15 protein-coding genes are annotated in these 20823 nt (G+C 72.0%); 9 read left to right on the forward strand and 6 right to left on the reverse strand.

Annotated features, from left to right (window positions below):
• Window positions 1-56 precede the first annotated feature (56 nt).
• Complete coding sequence (locus ACFY2Q_RS05825; RefSeq protein WP_387128028.1) at window positions 57-1232, forward strand: 5-(carboxyamino)imidazole ribonucleotide synthase; 1176 nt, start codon at window positions 57-59, stop codon at window positions 1230-1232.
• Between the two features lie 26 nt (window positions 1233-1258).
• Window positions 1259-1747, forward strand: coding sequence for a 5-(carboxyamino)imidazole ribonucleotide mutase (gene purE, locus ACFY2Q_RS05830; RefSeq protein WP_387128469.1), 489 nt, complete (start codon window positions 1259-1261; stop codon window positions 1745-1747).
• Window positions 1748-1910: 163 nt separating this feature from the next.
• Here the strand turns inward: purE and ACFY2Q_RS05835 are convergent, their stop codons facing one another.
• Both ACFY2Q_RS05835 and ACFY2Q_RS05840 read right to left on the reverse strand, forming a co-directional pair.
• Window positions 1911-6800, reverse strand: coding sequence for an SCO7613 C-terminal domain-containing membrane protein (locus ACFY2Q_RS05835; protein ID WP_387128029.1), 4890 nt, complete (start codon window positions 6798-6800; stop codon window positions 1911-1913).
• A 150-nt stretch (window positions 6801-6950) separates the two neighbouring features.
• Entirely contained in the window at window positions 6951-8378 is a 1428-nt protein-coding gene (locus tag ACFY2Q_RS05840) for a UDP-glucose dehydrogenase family protein (protein WP_387128030.1), read from the reverse strand.
• A 248-nt stretch (window positions 8379-8626) separates the two neighbouring features.
• Between ACFY2Q_RS05840 and ACFY2Q_RS05845 the strand changes: the two genes are divergently transcribed.
• Window positions 8627-9790: an acyl-CoA dehydrogenase family protein gene (locus ACFY2Q_RS05845; RefSeq protein ID WP_387128031.1), complete on the forward strand. Its 1164-nt coding sequence runs from the start codon at window positions 8627-8629 to the stop codon at window positions 9788-9790.
• A 123-nt stretch (window positions 9791-9913) separates the two neighbouring features.
• Here the strand turns inward: ACFY2Q_RS05845 and ACFY2Q_RS05850 are convergent, their stop codons facing one another.
• Complete coding sequence (locus ACFY2Q_RS05850; protein ID WP_387128032.1) at window positions 9914-10951, reverse strand: amidohydrolase family protein; 1038 nt, start codon at window positions 10949-10951, stop codon at window positions 9914-9916.
• Between the two features lie 127 nt (window positions 10952-11078).
• Here ACFY2Q_RS05850 and ACFY2Q_RS05855 point away from each other — a divergent pair, with 127 nt between their 5' ends.
• On the forward strand, window positions 11079-11804 hold the full coding sequence (locus ACFY2Q_RS05855; protein WP_387128033.1) for a TetR/AcrR family transcriptional regulator: 726 nt from the start codon (window positions 11079-11081) through the stop codon (window positions 11802-11804).
• Between the two features lie 196 nt (window positions 11805-12000).
• On the forward strand, window positions 12001-13284 hold the full coding sequence (locus tag ACFY2Q_RS05860; RefSeq protein WP_387128034.1) for a multidrug effflux MFS transporter: 1284 nt from the start codon (window positions 12001-12003) through the stop codon (window positions 13282-13284).
• Window positions 13285-13332: 48 nt separating this feature from the next.
• Here the strand turns inward: ACFY2Q_RS05860 and ACFY2Q_RS05865 are convergent, their stop codons facing one another.
• Complete coding sequence (locus tag ACFY2Q_RS05865; protein ID WP_387128035.1) at window positions 13333-13998, reverse strand: hypothetical protein; 666 nt, start codon at window positions 13996-13998, stop codon at window positions 13333-13335.
• Between the two features lie 23 nt (window positions 13999-14021).
• Between ACFY2Q_RS05865 and ACFY2Q_RS05870 the strand changes: the two genes are divergently transcribed.
• Both ACFY2Q_RS05870 and ACFY2Q_RS05875 read left to right on the forward strand, forming a co-directional pair.
• Window positions 14022-14540 carry an acyl-CoA thioesterase gene (locus ACFY2Q_RS05870; protein ID WP_387128036.1) on the forward strand — a complete coding sequence of 173 codons (519 nt, stop codon included), beginning with the start codon at window positions 14022-14024 and terminating at the stop codon, window positions 14538-14540.
• Between the two features lie 142 nt (window positions 14541-14682).
• Window positions 14683-16653, forward strand: a complete 1971-nt coding sequence (locus ACFY2Q_RS05875; RefSeq protein ID WP_387128037.1) for an acetoacetate--CoA ligase — start codon at window positions 14683-14685, stop codon at window positions 16651-16653.
• Between the two features lie 146 nt (window positions 16654-16799).
• On the opposite strand, the gene ACFY2Q_RS05880 is transcribed toward ACFY2Q_RS05875, so the two are convergent.
• Complete coding sequence (locus ACFY2Q_RS05880) at window positions 16800-17489, reverse strand: TIGR03089 family protein (protein ID WP_387128038.1); 690 nt, start codon at window positions 17487-17489, stop codon at window positions 16800-16802.
• Between the two features lie 154 nt (window positions 17490-17643).
• On the opposite strand from ACFY2Q_RS05880, the gene ACFY2Q_RS05885 reads away from it, so the two are divergent.
• On the forward strand, window positions 17644-18789 hold the full coding sequence (locus ACFY2Q_RS05885; RefSeq protein WP_387128039.1) for a glycosyltransferase family 4 protein: 1146 nt from the start codon (window positions 17644-17646) through the stop codon (window positions 18787-18789).
• 63 nt (window positions 18790-18852) lie between these two features.
• Window positions 18853-19944 (forward strand): mannose-1-phosphate guanylyltransferase, encoded by a 1092-nt coding sequence (locus tag ACFY2Q_RS05890; RefSeq protein ID WP_387128040.1) that lies wholly within the window; start codon window positions 18853-18855, stop codon window positions 19942-19944.
• Here ACFY2Q_RS05890 and ACFY2Q_RS05895 read toward each other — a convergent pair.
• A complete protein-coding gene (locus ACFY2Q_RS05895) occupies window positions 19913-20512 on the reverse strand; it encodes an NUDIX hydrolase (RefSeq protein ID WP_387128470.1) in 600 nt (199 codons plus the stop codon). The two genes, ACFY2Q_RS05890 and ACFY2Q_RS05895, sit on opposite strands and share 32 nt — an antisense overlap.
• Between the last annotated feature and the right edge of the window lie 311 nt (window positions 20513-20823).

Genomic DNA, 20823 nt, shown 5'->3' on the forward strand with positions numbered 1-20823 from the left:
ACGGCCGCCGGCCCTGCGGCCGGCCACGCCGACGGCCCGGATAGGCTGGCCGGGCTATGGATTCCCGTACCGGACTGCCTGTTGTCGGCATGGTGGGTGGCGGCCAGTTGGCCCGGATGACCCATCAGGCCGCGATCGCCCTCGGCCAGTCACTGCGTGTGCTCGCTGCCAGCCCCGAGGACGGCGCGGCGCTTGTCGCCGCCGACGTCCAGTACGGCGAGCACACCGACCTGGCCGCCCTGCGCACCTTCGCCAAGGGCTGCGACGTGGTCACCTTCGACCACGAGCACGTGCCCACCGGGCACATCCGCACGCTGGCGGCGGAAGGGGTGACCCTGTACCCACCGGCGGACGCGTTGCTGCACGCCCAGGACAAGCAGGTCATGCGGGAACGCCTGACCGAGCTGGGCGCGCCCAACCCGGCGTGGCGACCGGTCGGCGACCCCGCGGACCTGATCGGCTTCGGCGAGCAGGTCGGCTGGCCGGTGGTGCTCAAGGCAGCCCGGGGCGGCTATGACGGCCGGGGCGTCTGGATGGTCGACGACGCCGCGCAGGCTACCGAGCTGGCAGGCATGCTGCTCGCCGGCGGCACCCCGCTGATCGTCGAGGAACGGGTGCCGCTGCGCCGGGAGTTGGCCGTGCAGGTGGCCCGGTCGCCGTTCGGCCAGGTGGCCGCGTACCCGGTGGTCGAAACGGTCCAGCGGGACGGCATCAACGTGGAGGTGCTGGCCCCGGCGCCCGGCCTGGACGAGGAGCTGGCGGTCGCCGCCCAGCAGCTCGCCATCGACCTGGCCACCGCGCTCGGCGTGGTCGGCCTGCTCGCCGTCGAACTCTTCGAGGTACGTGACGAGGCCGGCCGGCCGGCGATCGTCGTGAACGAGTTGGCGATGCGCCCGCACAACTCCGGGCACTGGACCATCGAGGGTTCCCGGACCTCCCAGTTCGAGCAGCACCTGCGGGCGGTCCTGGACTACCCGATGGGCGACACCTCGCTGACCGCGCCGGTGGTGGTGATGGCGAACGTGCTCGGCGGCGAGCCGGGCGGAATGTCGATCGACGAGCGACTGCACCATCTCTTCGCCGCCGAGCCGGGCGCGAAGGTGCACCTCTACGGCAAGCAGGTGCGACCCGGCCGGAAGGTGGGGCACGTGACAGTGCTCGGTGACGACCTGGACGACGTACGAGCCCGGGCCGTTCGGGCCGCCCGTTGGCTGCGTGAGGGGCACGAGTGAGCCACGTGAACGACGAGGGGGTCGGTGTGAGCACGGTCGGGCTGATCATGGGCAGCGACTCGGACTGGCCGACCATGCGGGCCGCAGCCGAGGTGCTCGACGAATTCGGCGTGTCGTACGAGGTTCGGGTGATCTCGGCGCACCGGACCCCGGTCACGATGATCGAGTACGGCCAGGAGGCCGCCGGCCGGGGCATCAAGGTGATCATCGCGGGTGCGGGCGGGGCAGCCGCCCTGCCGGGCATGGTGGCCTCGGTGACGCCGCTGCCGGTGATCGGGGTGCCGGTGCCGCTCAAGCATCTCGACGGCATGGACTCGCTGCTGTCCATCGTGCAGATGCCGGCGGGTATCCCGGTGGCCACCGTTTCGATCGGCAACGCCCGCAACGCCGGCCTGCTTGCCGTACGAATCCTGGGCGCTACCGACGAGCCCCTACGCGCCCAAATGACGACCTACCAGCAAGACCTGGAACAGCTCATCAAAACCAAAGACGAAGCCCTCCAGGCCACCCTGTAACCGCCGCGCCCGCCCTCCTCCCGCGATCTTGCACTTTCGGTCGCCGATTGGGGCGGGTGTGTCCCTTACGCCCGGGCAGAAAGTGCAAGATCGCGGGGGAGCGGGCGGGCGGGCCCGGCGCGCTCACCGCCCCCACCCACCCACGCCACGGGGCCCCTCCGGTTTATCTCATGCTTCGTAGGGCGGTTTGTAGGCGCTCTTGGGCTCGGCGGCGGCGTTCGTTGCTGGCGCCGAGGACGAGCAGCAGGATGCCGACGGGGATCAGCGCCAGCCACGGGCCGAGGCTGAACAGCGCGTGGATCGCGGTGATCGCGGTGACCGACGCGCCGACGATCACCGGCGCCTGCTGCTGGCTGGACGAGCCGAAGATCAGCACCGCCACCGCGCCGAGTAGCAGCAGCATCTGCCGCAGCGTGCTGGTGTCGGTGGCCACCACGATGGCCAGCGTCGGCACGAATGCGGCGACAAGCGCAGGCCCGTACGCCACCCAACTGCTCATGTCCGGCCGGTGCCGCAGTTCCAGCACCCCGACCAGGAGGGCCAGGACGGCGAAGGGCAGCGTGTACGCCTCGGGCAGCGCCACGTCGGCTACGCGCATCAGGATCCACCAGGCGGTGATCTCGCAGAACACCACCGCCCAGAAGAGGATGCGGCGCTCCACCGGCCGGCGACCGGGTCGGGTGGCCGCCACGCCCAGGACCGCGCCCCACGCGGCCAGCAGCGCGGCGATGTGGCGGGGCGAGTCGAAGGCGAGGGCCAGCGCGATGAGTGCCGCCGCGTACCCGCTCCACTCCACGGTCGATGCCTCGCGCTGAGCCTCGGGGCGGCGCAGCCGGGGCAGGGTCGCTGCGAGCACCTGTAGGACCGCGCCGACGGCGAGGACGCCGAACGCGGACCAGACCGGGGCGAGGCCGGCGACCAGGCCGGCGGTGAGCACGAAGAGTTGCGCCATCAGCGATGCGAAGAGCCAGCCGAGGATGCGCGCCCGCTGTGTGACGCCGAACAGCGCCGCCACCGCGCCCACACCGACGGCGCTGCCGAGGGTGAACAGGGTCATCTGGCGGTCCGCAAGGCTGCCGGCGAGCCCGGCGCTGCCGCCGGCCAGCCCGATGGCGAACACCAGCACCCGGGCCAGCCGCAGCGAGCGAGCCGGCTCGACGAGCGCGGGCGGTGGGGTAAGCGCGAGGCCGAGCATCGCGATGGTGAAGACGGAGAGCGCCCCCATGGTGCTCGCCGGCCAGCCCCGGCCCAGCGCGGCGGGTGCGATGAGCAGCGTGACGGCCGCGCCCGGCAGCACCACCGGCACGGCGCGGGACCGCCGTCCGCCGCTGAATCCGGTGGCGGCCAGCGCGGCGGTCGCGGTGAGCAGCAGCGCGGTCAGCACGTGGGTCGGGTTCACGACGTCCGGCGGCGGGTTGAGCAGTTCCGGGGGCGGACCCTGCCAGATCCGTGTCAACGCGCGGTGCGGCTCGACGAGGGCGGTGTACAGGGCGGGCCCGATCGACAGAAGTGCCAGGACGGTCGGGAGGGTGGCCGCGGCGAGGGCGCCGGCGGACGGGCTGACCCGCCACCGCCGCCGCTCCGGGTCGTCCGGCAACCGTCGCAGCGCGCCGTCGAGGAGCACGGCCCACCGCCGGACCGGCTGGGCCGAGTTGGTGGGCGGCGCGGTCGCTGCCCGGACCAGTTCGGCGAGGACGCCGAGCAGGGCGGCGGCGGCCGCGTAGACCCCGGCGGGGAGGCCTGTGGGAATGGCGGCGAGGGCGCTGATGGTGGCACCACCGACCACCGCCACGCTTACCCAGGGCAGGTACTGCGGCACGTGCCGGCGAACGGCGGCCACGGCCGCGAGACCGAGGCTGGACGCGGCAAGCGCGGCGGTGAGCACCACCTGCGCCGAGTGCTCGAACTCGACGGCAAGCGCCGCCATCGCGCCGGGTAGGGCCAGCAGCGCGGCGCCGGTGGCCGCACCGCCGATCTGGGCCAGGTGCGGTGGCATCCCCTCGGTTTCCAGGTCGGTCACCTGCGGCCCGGCCAGTACGCGGGCCACCGCGGCCACGACCACGCCGATGAGCGCGATGCTGCCCAGCGCCAACGCGGTGGTCCAGGGGCGGACCAGGCCGGCGCCGGCCGCGTGTAGCGCGACCACACCGGCGACCGTGGCCCGGGACAGCCCGGCGCGGGCCTCCTCGGTGGCCACCGACGCCATACCGTAGAGGGTGGCGACCATGCTGCCGATCAGCACCGGCGACCACCAGGGCAGGTCGAACGCGGCCGGCGCGCCGATCGTGGCGAGCACCACCGCGGCACCGGACACGTCCCATCGCCAGGGCGGTGGCAGCAGGATGCCGGCGGCGACGGCCAGCAACAGCAGCGCGATCGGGGCCTGCCAGGTCGACCCGCCGGTCGGCGCGGCCGGCCAACCGTTCAGGTCGCCGTCCCAGATCGGGCCGGGCGTGGCCAGCACACCGACCCCGCCGCGCAGCGCCGACCAACCGGCGAGCACACCGATGAGTACGCCGCCGACGGTGATGCCGAGGATCGGGCCGCGCCGCCACTCCTCGGGCATGGCACGGGCACCCACGGCGACCACAAGCACGAGGCCGGCGGCCACCGCCAGTTGCCCGCCGGGGGCGAGGACCGCGCCGATGCGGACCATCGTGGCGATCAGCGCGGTGGTGACCGCCGCAGCGGCCAGGTCGGAGCCGTCCAGGGTCAGGTCGGAACGGCGGCCGGCGTCGATCGAGGGTGCCAGGTAGAGCAGCACCGCGGCGACCAACAGGAGCGCGCCGACCCAGGCGTCGGCGACGGTAGCCCCGGGGGCACCGAAGGCGGCGGCGGTGACCACAAGCGCGCCCAGCCCGGTGCCGACCGACAGGGGCGCCGGGATGCGCCGTTGGGAGACCTGCACCATTGCGGCGTACCCGAGGGTCACGCAGACGGCCAGGAAGCTCGCCGCCAACACCGGGACGGTCACCTCGCGGAGGCTGGCCGGGGTGGGCGTCGGGTCGATGGACGCGGTGGCGGTCACGAACGCGGCCACCGCGCCGGGCAGCGCGAACGCGGCGCCACCGGCGGCCCAGTCGGTGACCGTGTCGGCGGCGGCGGACGCGATCCGGACGCGGGGGGCCAGCGCGACAAGCGCGGCCGCCGCGAAGACGGTGAGCAGGACGGCAGCCGTGAGCGCGGGCCTGGCCAGGCCCGCGCCGACGCCGAACAGGCCCACCACTGCGGCGCCGACGGCGTGTGCCAGCGCGGCCCGGGTAGTCCGCGCGGAGAGGCCGATAACCCCGATGCCGATCGCGGTGAGCACCATCGGCCAGGGCGCCGCCGCCCAGCCGAGGCCTAGCGAGGCCGGTACGGCGAGCGCGGTCAGCGTGGCTCCCGCGACGGCGAACTCGCGGCGGATGTCTGGTGGCAGGGCCAGCACCGCCGCGATCGTGAGCAGGAACGCGGCAGCGGCGAGTTGCCACGTGTTCGGGCCGACGGCGGCGGCCAGCTCAGCGGCGTACCCGTCGAGGTCGGCGCCCCACGCGGGCAGCGCCGCCCGGACCGGGGCGACGCCGGCGCGCAGCGCGCCCCCGGCGACCACCAGTCCGCTTACGGTAAGCGCCACCGCCGACGCGACCTGCGGGCCACGCCGGGCGGCCTCGGGGACCGCGCGGACCGCCAGCCCGGTCACCGTGATGACCGCGGCGATCAGCAGCAACGACTGGCCGGGCAGGGCCACGGAGGCGATCCGGCCGAGGGCGCCGATCACGGCCAGGGTGAGGATGCCGGCACCGACGTCGGGCAGCGGTGGGCGGCGCAGCACCAACGCGCCGGCCATCCCGACCGCCGCGGCCAGCAGCAGCACCAGCCCCGCGCTTGTCGCCGTCGGAACGGTCTGCGCCCGGAGCAGGGCCGTGACCGCGTACGCCAGGGCGACGGCGACCGCCACCGCGTGCAGCGACCAGGTCAGCTCGCGCAGCCCGGGCACCGGGCGGGCCGGCGCCTGGGCCGTCCCCGCGCCTGCGTCGATCAGCTCGCCGGCCTCCTCCGGGTCGCCCTCCGGCCGGCCCTCGGCGCCGCGTTGCCGGGGCGTGCTCGGCGTGCTCGGCTCCGGCAGGTCCTGCCGGACGGGCCGCTCCACCATCAGCCCGGAGCGGGCCAGCCAGAGGTCGAGGAGGGCGACAAGGGTGAGCGCCAGGGCCCAGCCACCCGGCCCGGTGATCCGGTCGTACGCGAGCAGCGGCAGGATCGGTTGTGCGGCGAGCACTGTGGCGAAGCGGGGTGCGCGCAGACCGGTCCACGCCGCGTACCCGACCGACACGGCGGCGGTGCCGGCGAAGATCAGGCTGGCGAAGATCGCGCCGGAGGTGCCGCCGTCGCCGATCCGGTCCACCGCCCAGAGGGCGTACCCGGCCAGTGGCACGAGCAGCAGACCCACCGCGGCGATCGTCTCCGCGGTCGAGGTGAGCCCACGCCGGGCCAGCGCCGGTGGGGCGAGCAGCATTAGCACTGTGGCGAGCAGCAGGACACCGAGGCGGGCCAGCGCGTCCATCGAGCTGGTCGCCACCGCGGCGAAGACCACGGCGGCCACGCCGAGCAGCAGCGCACCCAGCCCGAGGGGGATGTTCTGCACCTCCCGGGAGGAAGCCTCCGGGGGGTGCTCCGGGTCGTCGGCGTCCAGCCAGGTCGGCGGGGGCGGCGGTGGCGGATCCTCCGGTGCGGCCGAGGTGCCCTGGCGGGGAACCCGCGGCGGGGCGCCGGTCGTGGCCGTCGGCGGACGACGGCCGGGGCGGCGGCGCAGCACCCGGCGAGGGCGGGTGGCCTGCTTGAGTCGCTCCTCCCCGGCGTGGGCGAGGATGTCCCGCTGGAAGAGGGCGGCCTGCATCTTGGCGGCGATCTGCCGCTGCTCGCGGGCGATGGCGGCGTCGCGCGCCTTCATCTCCGCGATCGAGCGCTCGATGTTGGCCAGGTGCTCCGCCCACTGTGGCTGATCGACACCGCAGTGCGGGCAGCGGACGGCCGGCTTGATCTCCCGGCCGCACGAGGAGCATTGAAAGGTCGCCACGACACCCCTCCACCCGCACTGTGGACTCCCACTGTCGCAGCATGCCCAAAGCTGGCGCGGATTTCGACTCTTGTCGGCGGGTCCGGGGCAAACAACGTCACCGGCCGGCCGCAAAGAGGTGCTTCGCGACCGGCCGATGGGTGGGGACCGTCAGGGGCGACCCATGCCCCGGTATTCCCAGCCGGCCTGGGCCCACAGCGCCGAGTCGAGGCAGTTGCGCCCGTCGACGACCCTACGGCCGGCGACCAGCTCGCCAAGGGCGACCGGGTCGGCGTTGCGGAAGTCCGCCCACTCGGTGAGGACGCAGACCAGGTCAGCGCCGGTGACCGCCTCGTTGATGCCGGCCTCGTAGGTCAGCTCCGGAACCGCGCGGCGGGCGTTCTCGGTGCCCTGCGGGTCGTACACATGCACGTCGGCGCCGGCCTTGTGCAGCAGCGCGGCGACGGCGAGCGCCGGGGCGTCGCGGACGTCGTCGGTGTTGGGCTTGAACGTGGCGCCCAGCACGGCGATGCGGGTGCCGGAGAAATCCGGACCGGCCGGGCCGGAGCGGCGACCGAGCAGGTCCGCCGCGAGCTGGAGCACGCGGGTACGGCGGCGCAGGTTGATCAGGTCGACCTCGTGCAGGAAGCGCAGCGCCTCGCCGGCACCCAACTCCTGCGCGCGGGCCTGGAAGGCGCGGATGTCCTTGGGCAGGCAGGCGCCGCCGAAGCCGAGGCCGGACTGGAGGAACCGGTTGCCGATGCGAGGGTCGTACCCGATCGCCCGGGCCAGCTGGGTCACGTCCCCGCCGGAGGCCTCGCAGACCTCGGCCATCGCGTTGATGAAGGAGATCTTCGTGGCGAGGAAGGCGTTCGCGGCGACCTTGACCAGCTCGGCCGTGGCGAAGTCGGTGACCACCAGGGGCACCTCGCGGTCCTCGGTGGCGGCCAGGTCGAAGACGCCCTTGTGCGCGGCGTAGAGCATGCCGTTGGCCCACTCGCTCTTGACGCCGACCACGATCCGGTTGGGGCGCAGCACGTCGTCGACGGCGAAGCCCTCCTGGAGGAACTCGGGGCTCCACGCCACCTCGACACCCAGGTTGTCGGGGGTGTGCTTGCCGACGAGCTGCTCCACCCACTCGGCGGTGCCCACCGGCACGGTGGACTTGCCGACGATGAGCGCCTTGCGGGTCAGGTGCTGCGCCAGGCTCGTCACCGACGCCTCGACGTACGACAGGTCGGCGCCCATCCCGTCGGCCCGCTGGGGGGTGCCGACGCAGATGAAGTGCACGTCGCCGAACTCGGCGGTCTCGGCGATGTCGGTGCTGAACCGCAGCCGGCCGGCGGCCAGATTGCGCTTGAGCAGCTCGTCAAGGCCGGGCTCGTGGATCGGCACCGCACCGGCGTTGAGTTTGGCGATCTTGTCTGCGTCGACGTCGTACCCGAGCACCTCGTACCCGAGTTCCGCGTAGCAGATGGCGTACGTCGCACCGAGGTAGCCGGTCCCCAGGAAGGTCACCCGCGGCCGAGGTGCGCCCGACGGCGGGGTCACCGCGGCGATGGCGGGGCTCGGCTGGATGGTGGGGTAGGGGATCGTCACGCCTGTCTTCTCCGCTCGCACTGGCGGCGCGTCGTCGCGTCGCATTCTGCTGCGGCGCCTGGCCGGGCACCGGAGTGGTGGCTCAACTGTCTATCTCATCATCGCCCAGCGGTGTGGGTGCTCCGTCATGCCCGTACCTACGCGCCGGTAACATCACCTGAACTGCAGTCGCTATCCTTCAGTCTGCGCTGTCGGCGGTCAGGAGAGGCCACAGACTGCGCATGATAGCGGTGAAGGGGAGGGCCAACATGGCCGCAGGGGAGTCGTTCGACGTCTACCGGTTGCCCGAGGAGCACGACGCGATCCGGGAGGCCGTACGCGAGGTCTGTACCGCCAAGGTGGCCCCGCACGCCGCCGAGGCGGACGAGACGGGGGAGTTCCCGAAGGCGTCCTACGACGCGCTGCGGGCCGCCGACTTCCACGCGCCGCACATCCCGGAGGAGTACGGCGGCGCGGGCGCGGACGCGCTGGCCACCGCCATCGTGATCGAGGAGGTGGCACGCGCCTGCGCGTCCTCCTCACTGATCCCGGCGGTCAACAAGCTCGGCACGATGCCGCTGCTGCTGTCCGGTTCCGAGGACCTCAAGCGCCGTTATCTGACCCCTGTCGCGGCCGGCGAGGCGATGTTCTCGTACTGCCTCTCCGAGCCCGAGGCGGGCAGCGACGCGGCGTCGATGACCACCCGGGCGGTGCGTGACGGGGATCACTGGGTGCTCAACGGCGTGAAGCGCTGGATCACCAACGCGGGGGTCTCCGAGTTCTACACGGTCTTCGCCGTCACCGACCCGGCCGCCCGGTCCCGGGGCATCTCGGCGTTCGTGGTCGAGAAGTCCGACGCCGGGGTGAGCTTCGGCGCGCCCGAGAAGAAGCTCGGCATCAAGGGCTCGCCCACCCGCGAGGTCTACCTGGACAACGTGCGGATCCCCGCCGACCGGATGATCGGCGCCGAGGGCACCGGCTTCGCCACCGCGATGAAGACCCTGGACCACACCCGGGTCACCATCGCCGCGCAGGCCGTCGGGATCGCGCAGGGCGCGCTCGACTACGCCAAGGGGTACGTCGCCGAGCGCCGGCAGTTCGGCAAGGCGGTCGCCGAGTTCCAGGGCATCCAGTTCATGCTCGCCGACATGGGCATGAAGCTGGAGGCGGCCCGGCAGCTCACGTACGCCGCCGCCGGCAAGTCCGAGCGGGGCGACGCGGACCTGACCTACTTCGGTGCGGCGGCCAAGTGCTTCGCCTCCGATGCGGCCATGGAGATCACCACCGATGCCGTGCAGTTGCTCGGCGGCTACGGCTACACCCGCGACTACCCGGTCGAGCGGATGATGCGCGACGCCAAGATCACCCAGATCTACGAGGGCACCAACCAGGTGCAGCGCATCGTGATGGCACGGCAGCTTCTGAAGGGCTGAGACCGACCTGTTTCCCGGACTCGTCGGTGGCGAGCGCCGCGCTCGCTCAGGCGGGCAATGCTCCACCCGGTCGCTCGGGGCCGGTCGGAGCGCGGTGGCGGTCCGACCGGCCGGTGCGACGGGTCAGGCCGCTGTCGGCCTGGCTGCGCGGGCGGTCAGGCGTTCCCAGTTGCGGTGGGCGATGTCGGCTTTCTGGTCGTCGTCGAACGGCGCGTTCTCCAGGAAGGAGCGGGCGGCGCCGTTGCTGGTGTCGACGTAGGGGAAACCGCCGGGGCGGAAGCCGTAGGTGAAGGGGTAGTCGGTGGAGTACAACATCCGGTCGGTGCCCATGATCTCTGCGGTCCAGCGCAGGTAGCGGGGGCTGTTGGTGCCGCTGCCGGCGACCCAGAAGTTCTGTGTGAAGTAGTCCGCCAGTGGTCGCTGGAGGCCGCCGGCCTCGGCGAAGAATCCGGTGTGGTCGAGGTAGAACAGAACAACCTCGCCCCAGTGTCCGGCGATCACCTGCAGGTCGGGAAAGCGGTCGAAGACACCCGAGAAGATCATCCGCAGGTACTGCACGCCCAGGTCGTAGTACCAGCCGATCGCCGCCCCGGCCAGCGGGGTGCCGATCGGGCCGATGCCCGAGTAGTAGGCGTCGATGACCGGCTGGACCGGCATCTGCGGGTGGAAGTGCAGCGGCACCCGGAGCCGCTCGGCGGCGGCGTACAACTGGTCGTTGTCCGGATGGTCGGCCAGCTTGTCCCCGGTGCGGCCGTAGAGCATGGCGCCGGGGAAGCCCAGCTGGACCACCGCGCGCTCCAGTTCGGCTGCGGCGGCGCCGGGCGACTGGGTGGGAATCGCGGCGAACGCCTGGAACCGGTCCGGGTGCGCGGCGACGATCTCCGCGAGTTGGTCGTTGGCGTCACGTGCCACCGTGATCGCGTCGGCCGGCGGCAGGTCCTGGACGCCGGGCGAGGACAGGGACAGCACCGCGACGTCGATGCCCTGGTCATCCATGTGGGCGAGCCGCCGCTCGCCGACTTCGCGCAGGTTCGTCGCGATCGGGTTGTCCCCGAAGCCGCGGGCGGGGATTCGCGGCGACCCGGCTCGTTGGTACGCCTCGTAGACGGCGGGTACCACGACAGTCTCCTCCACCCCGATGATCCGCAGACGGTCGGCCATGGTGATGCTCCCTCACTAGTGTTTCCGATGAAACCGAAACTACGGTATCACTGATACTAGCGCTGTAAACGTGAGCGTGTTAACGATGGAAATATCCCTGGTATCAGGCTCGGGTTACCCTTGATAAATGCCTGGTGACCCGACCCGCTCGACGTCTGCCGCGAAGCCCGACGGCACCGCGCGGGAGCAGACGCGCCGCCGGATCCTGGACGTCGCGATCGACCTGCTGGAGCGCGGGGGCCGCGACGCGGTCACCACCCGTGCGGTCGCTGAGGCCGCCGGGCTGCAGGCGCCGGCCCTGTACCGGCTGTTCGGTGACAAGGAGGCCCTGCTCGAGGCGGTGGCCGAATACGGGTTCACCCGGTTCCTGGCCGCCAAGCACATCGACCCCGACCCGCAGGACCCGATCAAGGAACTACGCGTCCGCTGGGACACCGCAGTCGAGTTCGGACTGACCAACCCCGCTCTGTACGCGCTCATGTACGGCGAGCCCGCCCGGTCCTCCGTGGCCTTCCGACTCGGCCTCGGACTGCTCATGGACCGCATCCGCCGCCTGGCCGTCGCGGGCCGACTACGCGTCGACGAGAACCTCGCCGCCCAGATCATCCACGCCACCGCCCGTGGCGCCGTCCTGACCTGGCTGTCCCTGCCCGAGGCCGAGCGAGACCCCGCCCTCCTGGTCGCGCTGCGCGAAACGATGATCACCGCCGTCACCAGTCAGGAACCGGCCGTGCGGGAAGAGGGCCTGGCGGGCGCCGCTCGCGCCTTGCGCGCCGCCCTGCCCAGCCAGGACATCCTCAGCGGCGCGGAACAGCAACTCCTGACGGAGTGGCTGGGGAGACTGTCCGCATAGCCCCTGCTGACCCGGGCCTGGGCATTGGCATGCGTCTGCGCGTGAGTCCGCCCACAGTCGCTGTGCTGGACGGGCCTGTGACGTTGCGGGATAGGCAGACTCAGAGCGACTCACCTGCCACCACCACCTGCCTCGTCCCCTCGCAGCCCACCGTCGGGCATGCCCCACGACGTACGAACACCGCAGAAAGATCGAGATGATGAAGCAGTTGGTGGAGAAGACCGCCGCCGAGCCCGAGGTGCTACCGGGTGACCTGATGACCAACCGCCAGCGGGCACAGCTCGTCCTGGTGCTCGGCGCGTTGATCGCGATCGGGCCGTTGACCATCGACATGTACCTGCCGGCGCTGCCCGCCATCACGTCCGGCCTCCAGACCACCGAGACCGCCGTCCAGTTGACGTTGACCGGCACGCTTGTCGGCCTCGCCCTGGGTCAGTTGCTGATCGGGCCGCTCTCCGACGCGATCGGCCGGCGGAAGCCCCTGCTGGCCGGGTTGGTCGTGCACATCGTGGCCTCCGTGCTGTGCGTCTTCGCGCCCGACATCGCCGTGCTCGGTGTGCTGCGCGTCCTGCAGGGGCTCGGCGTCGCCGCCTCCGCAGTGGTCGCCACGGCAATCGTGCGCGACCTGTTCAGTGGCTCCGCCTTCGCCCGGATCTTCTCCCGGCTGATGCTGGTGATGGGGATAGCGCCGATCCTCGCGCCGACGCTTGGCAGCGCCATGCTGAGCTGGACCGACTGGCGAGGCGTCTTCGCGGCGTTGGCGGTGCTGGGCGTACTGCTGATCATCGTCGCCGCCCTGCGGTTGCCGGAGACCCTGCCCGTCGCCCGTCGCCGCCACGGCGGTGTGCGGGCGACACTTGGCGACTACCGGCGGCTGCTCAACGATCGGGCCTTCGTCGGCCTGGTGCTGGTCGCGGGGCTGGCGATGGCGGCCCTGTTCGCGTACGTCTCGGGGTCGTCATTCGTGTTGCAGCAGCAGTACGGCCTCGACGAGCAGGAGTTCGGCATCGCCTTCGGTGCGGGCGCGGTCGGCCTGATCGCGGCCACCCAGTTCAACGTGCGGCTGCTGCGCTGGTTCACGCCGCAGCAGATTCTGGTAAGCGCCCTGATCGCCGGAACGGCGTTCGGCGTGCTGCTGATCGTGGTCGCCGCGACCGGCTTCGGCGGCCTGGGCGCCCTGCTCGCGACGCTGTGGCTGGTGCTGGCCGCGACGGGCCTGGCCATGCCGAACGCGCCCGCGCTGGCGATGACCCGGCACAGCGAGGCCGCCGGAACGGCCGCGGCACTGCTCGGCGCCGTGCAGTTCGGCATCGGCGCGTTCTCGGCACCTCTGGCGGGCCTGTTCGGCACCGGAAGCGTACCGATGGCGATCGTCATCGCGGGCGGCATGGCCGCGGCGCTGGCGGTCATGCTCCTGGTCGTGCCCCGCGCCGCCCTCAGCGACACGGTCGACCCGAATCTGGCCGTCGGCCTGCACTGACGCCCGGCGGGTTGGTCGGGCGGGCCGGGTGACCAGCCCGCCCGATGATCAGTGGATCTCGGTGGTGTCCCCGGGGCGCGGCTGGCCGCGCGGCGGGGCGGACCACGGTGACTCGCCGCCCACACGACGCGGCAGCGGTTCGGTGGGTGTCGGATCGGCCGGGTAACCAAGTGTCAGCGGGGCGGTGTCGCGCTCCGCGGACTCGGGCGCCGGCCAGTCGGTCAAGGTGAAGTCGTCGCTGCGCGGGCCGTCCGCCGGTGCCGCCGCCGGGGCCGGTGTGGTCGCCGCCTGCGGCCAGGGGCGCCAGCGCTGCCCGCTGAACGTCGCCATCAGCAGCAGCAGGCCGATCAGGAAGAGCGTGCCGTTCTCGACAGGCAGTTGCAGCGGCAGTGGGTCACCGAACACCTTCCAGCCCTGCGGGATCGCGTCGCGCACCTCGAACGGCGCCACGAACATCCCGACGTACGGGGTAGCCAGCAGCAGCCCGGCGACCAGCGGGCCGGCCGGCGAGAAACGCAGTGTGCCGAGCAGGCCCAGCAGGACACCGCCGACACCGAGATACACGGCCGGCTCGATCAGGTTGGCCGTGTTGAAAGTGCCGATCTCCACCCAGCGGTCGACCGTCCGGCTCGACCCGTCCTGCCCCAGTGTGACGAGCACCCAGGTGATGGGCGCCACCACCAGCCCGGCGAGGAAGCTCCAGAGATGTCGCATCCGCGCACCGTACCGTTTCCGGCATGACCGAGCATCTCTCCGACGCTCCGACGGGCAAGCCGACTTCGTACTCGCGGGTCACCCTCAGCAGGATCATGACGGCCGTCGACGTGAACCTCCATGGCACCGTCCACGGCGGGGTCCTGATGAAGTTCGTCGACGACGTGGCGGGAGCGGCCGCCGCCCGGCACAGCGGCGGCACGGCGGTGACCGCGGCGATCGACGAGATCGTCTTCTCTGAGCCCGTCCGGGTCGGTGACCTGGTGCACGCGCACGCCCAGGTGAACTGGACCGGGCAGACCTCGATGGAGGTCGGCGTGCGGGTCGTCGCCGAACGGTGGGACTCCGCCGAGGACGCGCCGGTCCGGGTGGCCACCGCGTACCTGGTCTTCGTCGGGGTGGACGTCGGCGGCGCGCCGCGCATGGTCCGCCCGGTGCTGCCGGAGACACCTGAGGACGAGCGCCGCTACAAGGAGGCCGAGATCCGTCGCGCGCACCGCCTCGCCCGCCGCCGCGCCATCCAGGCCCACCGCGCCAGCTGATCCACATGGGCGGCAGGGCTGGTGTGTGGGCCGGGCACGCGTCGGTGGCCGTACCCAGTGCGAAGAATGACGCTTCGAGGTAGGGCAAGATGGCGCCACGGCCCATACACAGTGTCGTGCCGGGCCAGGGGAGGGTGGAACAGTGGGTGACGTGCTGTGGACGCCGCCGGCGGACGTACTCGATCGGTCCCGCATCGGCGGTTACCTACGCTGGCTGCGGGAGCACCGCGGGTTGGACTTCGCCGACTACGACGCGCTGTGGCAATGGTCGGTCACCGACCTGGACGGGTTCTGGCGCTCGATCTGGGACCACTTCGAGGTCGTGGCGCACACCCCGCCGACCGCCACCCTGGCCGGGCGGGGCATGCCCGGCGCACGCTGGTTTCCTGGGGCGACGCTCAACTACGCGGAGAACGTGCTGCGGATGCCGGGGCGCGCCGACGACGACCCGGTGGTGATCGAGCACGGACAGACCCGCGCGCCGGTCACCCTGACCGCCGCCGAACTGCGCGAGCAGGTCCGCCGGGTGTCGGCAGGGCTGCGCCGGCTCGGCGTCACCGCCGGTGACCGAGTGGCGGCGTACGCCCCGAACATCGGTGAGACGTACGTCCTGCTGCTCGCCACCGCCAGCCTCGGCGCGATCTTCTCGTCCTGCGCACCCGAGTTCGGCACCCGCAGTGTCACCGACCGCTGGCAGCAGACCGAGCCGACAGTGCTTGTCGCCGTTGACGGCTACCGGTACGGCGACAAGCCTGTGGACCGGCGCGCCGAGGTCGCCGCCATCCGCGCCGCCCTGCCGTCGGTGCGGCACACCGTCAGCATCGGCTACCTGGATCCGGCCGGTGCCCCGCCCGAGGGCGCGCTGAGCTGGGACGAGTTGGCCGCACCTACCGACGAGCCGTTGACGTTCACGCCTGTGCCGTTCGACCACCCGCTGTACGTGCTCTACTCCTCGGGCACCACAGGGCTGCCGAAGCCGATCGTGCACGGCCACGGCGGCATCCTGCTGGAGCACCTGAAAATGCTGGCCCTGCACCACGACCTGGGCCCGGCCGACAGGTTCTTCTGGTTCACCACCACCGGCTGGATGATGTGGAACTTCCTGGTCTCCGGCCCGGCGGTGGGCGCGACAATCGTGCTCTTCGACGGCAACCCGGGCCACCCCGACCTCGGTGGGCTGTGGCGGCTGGCGGCCGAGACCGGCACCACGTACTTCGGCACCTCCGCTCCGTTCCTGCTGGCCTGCCGCAAGGCCGGCCTGGTGCCCCGGGACTTCGCCGACCTGTCCGCACTGCGCGGCGTCGGCTCCACAGGTGCGCCGCTGCCCGCCGAGGGCTTCGCCTGGGTGTACGAGACCGTCGGCGACCACCTCCAACTCCAGTCGCTCTCCGGCGGCACCGACGTGTGCACAGGCTTCGTCGGCGGTGTGCCGCTGCTGCCGGTGTACGCCGGTGAGATCGCCTGCCGGGCGCTGGGGGCCAAGGTGGAGGCCCGCTCCGCCGACGGCACCGCGGTGATCGGTGAGCTGGGCGAGTTGGTGATCACCGAGCCGATGCCGAGCATGCCCGTGGGCTTCTGGAACGACCCGGACGGCACCCGCTACCGCGAGGCGTACTTCGACGTCTACCCGGGCGTCTGGCGGCACGGCGACTGGATCACCATCAACTCCCGCGGCGGCTGCGTGATCACCGGCCGCTCCGACGCCACACTCAACCGTGGCGGGGTGCGGCTGGGCACCGCCGAGTTCTACTCGGTGGTCGAAGGGCTCGACGAGGTGGCCGACTCGGTAGTCGTGCACCTGGAGGACGACGAGGGTGGCGCCGGCGAGCTGCTGCTCTTCGTGGTGCTGGCCGAGGGCCTGCAGTTGGACGACGCGCTGCGCGCCAAGATCAGCCGCGAGCTGCGTACCGCCCTCTCACCCCGGCACGTGCCCGACGAGATCCACCAGGTACGCGCGGTGCCTCGCACCCTCTCCGCCAAGAAGCTCGAGGTCCCGGTCAAGAAAATCCTCACCGGAATCCCCGTCGACCGCGCCGCGGCCAAGGGCGCGTTGGCCAACCCCGAATCCCTGAACGCCTTCGCAACCTTCGCCCAAAACCGCACCCCAGCGTAAAAACCCCGCGGGGTCGGCGCGGGGCGTGAGGCTCCCGCGATCTTGCACTTACTGCCTCGACTTAACGGGCATTCCGTGCACTTCGGCGACCGAAACTGCAAGATCGGCGGGGCGGGGCGGGGCGGGGCGGGGCGCGGGCGGGGCTGTTACGGGAGGGGGTGGGTGACTTTTTCTGTGGACTGGCGGGCCGGGAGGCGCGTCGGGTCCGGGTTGGCGCACAGGACCACCGTCGCCGCCCGCGTCAGGGGGGCCAGCAGCCAGTCGACCGGGTCGGGGTAGCGGGCGGCGTCGACGAGGATGCGGGCGCCGGGCTCGATGCCCAGCTCCGTGGCGCGTGCCTCGGCGCGGGCCAGCAGGTTCGCGTCGGACGGGCCCGGCCCGGGCTGCGGGGTGAAGTGGTCGCCGTGGCCGCGCACCTCGACCACGTAGTCGGCAAAGCCGGGCGGCACCTGTCGCAGCGGGGCGGCCAGTGGGGACAGTCCGAGGGCGTACCGCTCGTCGGCAGACCAGGACTGTGCCTCGTCGAGTCGGTCGGCGGAGGCGAAGAGCACGTCCACGGTGCCCGGCGTGTCGATCACGCTCAATTTGGCCGACCAGCAACCCAGCAGCACGGCCGCCGTCTGCCAGTGCGGCGGCAGCAGCAGCCCGGCCAGTGTGCCCGGCGCCAGGCCGACCTCGTCGACGAGGAGGTTGGCGGTTTTGGACACCCAGTTCGCCAGGGTGGCGCCGGAAAGTTCGGTGCGGTCGCCGCTCGCATCGTCGTACCAGGTCAGCAGCGGTCGTGTCGGGTCGGTCGCGATCGCGTCGGCGAAGACCCGGGCAATATTGTCGGCCATCGGCGCGAACGATACGCCTCTGCGGGCCGTACTCGAAGACGATGACAAGTCCGCGTACCGTCGGGTCGCAGTCAGCGTCCGTCCCGCACTCCGGCGTACGCTTGACCCCCGGAGTGTTGTTCCCCACAGACCCACCAGTACAAGGAGTCGCCCCGTGACCGCCGGTCGCCCGCCCCGCGTGCTCATCGACGCCACGAGTGTCCCCGCCGACCGTGGTGGTGTCGGTCGATACGTCGACGGTCTGCTCGGCGCCCTCGGCAAGGTGTGCGGGTCGGGGGTGGAGTTGGCTGTGGTGAGCCTCCGCACCGACCTGGAGCGTTACACCCGGATGCTGCCCGGCGCAGAGATCATCCCTGCTCCGGCGGCTGTGGCGCACCGCCCGGCGCGGCTCGCCTGGGAGCAGACCGGCCTGCCGCTGCTCGCCCAGCAGGTGGGCGCGCACGTGCTGCACTCGCCCTTCTACACCTGTCCGCTGCGGGCGGGATGCCCGGTCACGGTCACCGTGCACGATGCGACGTTCTTCACCGAGCCGGAGCACTACGACAAGTCCCGCCGGACGTTCTTCCGCAGCGCCATCAAGACGTCCCTGCGCCGCGCCGACCGGGTGATCGTGCCCAGTAAGGCCACCAGGGACGAGCTGATCCGGCTGCTCGACGCCGACCCGACCCGCATCGACGTGGCCTACCACGGGGTCGACCAGGCCGCCTTCCACGCGCCCAGCGAGGAGGAGAAGGCCCGGGTGCGTGCCCGGTTGGGGTTGGGCAACAGCAGCTACGTCGCGTTCCTCGGTGCCAAAGAGCCGCGCAAGAACGTACCTAATCTGATCCGCGGTTGGGCCCGTGCGGTGGCCGACCGGGAGGACCCGCCGGCCCTGGTGATCGCCGGTGGGCAGGGGCACGACGACGACATCGACAGGGCGGTGGCCGAGGTCCCGTCGCACCTGCGCCTGCTGCGCCCCGGCTACCTGCGCTACGCCGACCTGCCCGGTTTCCTCGGTGGTGCGCTGGTCGCCGCCTATCCCTCGTACGGCGAGGGGTTCGGCTTGCCGATCCTGGAGGCGATGGCGTGCGCGGCCCCGGTGCTGACCACGCCCCGGCTGTCGCTGCCCGAGGTGGGTGGCGACGCGGTTGCGTACACCTCGGAGGCCCCGGAGCAGATCGCTACCGACCTGGCCGCCCTGCTCGACGACGAACAGCGCCGGCTGTCGCTGGCGAAGGCCGGTTTCGACAGGGCCAAGGAGTTCACCTGGGAGTCCAGCGCCGAGGTCCACATCGCCGCCTGGAGTCGCGCCCGTTCGTGAGCATCCGCGCCGCTGGCGGTGACCCGTGCCACTCTGGGTGGGTTCGTCGGGCATGATGTGCGGATGCTCTATGCGGTTATCCCGGCAGGTGGCAGCGGCACGAGGTTGTGGCCGTTGTCCCGCGCCGGCCACCCCAAATTCCTCCACCCGCTGACCGGCACCAGCGCTTCACTGCTCCAGGCCACCGTGGATCGGCTCGCGCCGCTGACCACACCGGATCGGACCCTTGTGGTCACCGGTGCCGCGCACGTCGCGGCGGTGGCCCGACAGCTGACCGGGTTGCCCGAGGAGAACATTCTGGTCGAGCCCTCACCTCGGGACTCCTGCGCGGCGATCGCGCTGGCCGCGGCGGTGATCGCGCACCGTGACCCGGACGCGGTGATGGGCAGCTTCGCCGCCGATCACCTGATCGGCGACCCGGACAGCTGGGTGCGGACGGTCCGGGAGGCGGTCCGGGGGGCCGAGCAGGGCATGCTGATGACGGTCGGGATCACCCCGACCCGGCCGGAGACCGGCTACGGCTATCTGGAGACCGGTGACCCGACAGGGGATCTGCCGTGGCGGCCGGTGGCCGAGTTCAAGGAGAAGCCGGCCGCCGAGGTCGCCGAGGCGTACGTCCGCTCGGGCCGGCACCTGTGGAACGCGAGCATGTTCGTCTGGCGGGTGGACGTGTTCCTCGCCGAGTTGGCTCGCCAGCAGCCGGCCCTGCATGCCGGCGTCATCGCGATCGCAGCCGCCTGGGGCACCCCTGAGCAGGACAACGTCCTCGGCACTGTGTGGCCGACGTTGCCGAAGATCTCCGTCGACTACGCGGTGATGGAGGGTGCGGCCACCGCGGGCCGGGTGGCCACCGTGCCGGGCGACTTCGGTTGGAACGACGTCGGCGACTTTCACACGCTCGGCGAGGTGCTGCCGGCCGACGACGCGGGCAACGTGGTGCTCGGCACCGACGCCAAGCCGGGTGTGCTGCTGCGGGACAGCTCCAACCTGGTGGTCGTGCCGCAGTCCGGTCGGTTGGTGGCCGTCCTCGGGCTGCACGACCTGATCGTGGTGGACACCCCGGATGCCGTGCTGGTCTGCCCACGCGACCAGGCCCAGGGCGTAAAGGCCCTTGTCGACGAGCTCAAGGAGCGAGGCGAAGAGGGCTACGTCTGAGGGCCGCGAGGGCCGGCGCGACCATTTGCACGGTCCCGCCGGCCAGCGGCTCGGGCAGCCTGTCCGGCGGAAACCAGCCCAGCTCCTCGGCCTCGTCGCTGACCTGCTCGACCGCTCCGGGAGGGGCGAGCACCGCGAACCGTACGTCGTAATGCAGGGAGCCGCCCTGGCAGCGCACCGGGTGGATGTCGACGTCGATCGGCACGGGGTCGATGCGCAGGCCGACAATCCCGGATTCTTCGGTGGCCTCGCGCAGCGCGGCACCCGCCAGGGTTCGGTCCTCGGGCTCGCAGTGCCCGCCGAGCTGCACCCACCACCCCAGCTTGGTGTGCAGGCAGAGCAGCACCCGCGACCCGGTGGCGTCCAGCACCAGCGCGCTCGCGGTGACGTGGCCGGGGAGGTGCTGGCGGCTCATCGCGGCCGGCCCGGTGGCGAGCAGCGCGAGGGTCCGATCCCGGGCCGTGGCCGCGCCCGGACTGGTCGGTTGCCAACCGGCGAGCAGCGCGGTGGCGTCGGCGTGCAGCGCCGCGTACGTCTCGGGGTCGGCCGGTCGGGCGGCTTCGGCGATCGTGGTGTCAGGCACCCCGACACTGTACGAGCGCAAGCCCCACACCCGGGGCCGGTGACCCTGCGCCCGTTTCACAGCGCTCTGGGTCGCCTGACCTGGCTGGCAGGTGACGGGCTGACGAGTGACCGGGCGGCACCTCTGCGGAGCAAGGGCCGCAGACCCTCGTGGTGCCGCCCGATCACCGGTCGTTCCCGGTCCCGGAGCACCGGCAAGATGACGTGCCGGTGCCGCGCTCGGGTATTGGAAGCATGCCTAACTGCCCCCGGAGGCGTCGAGCTCTTTCAGCCCAGACTTAAAAGTGGAGATAACTG

Origin of the sequence: Micromonospora sp. NPDC000316, from assembly GCF_042898885.1 — a bacterium.
Lineage (GTDB): Bacteria > Actinomycetota > Actinomycetes > Mycobacteriales > Micromonosporaceae > Micromonospora.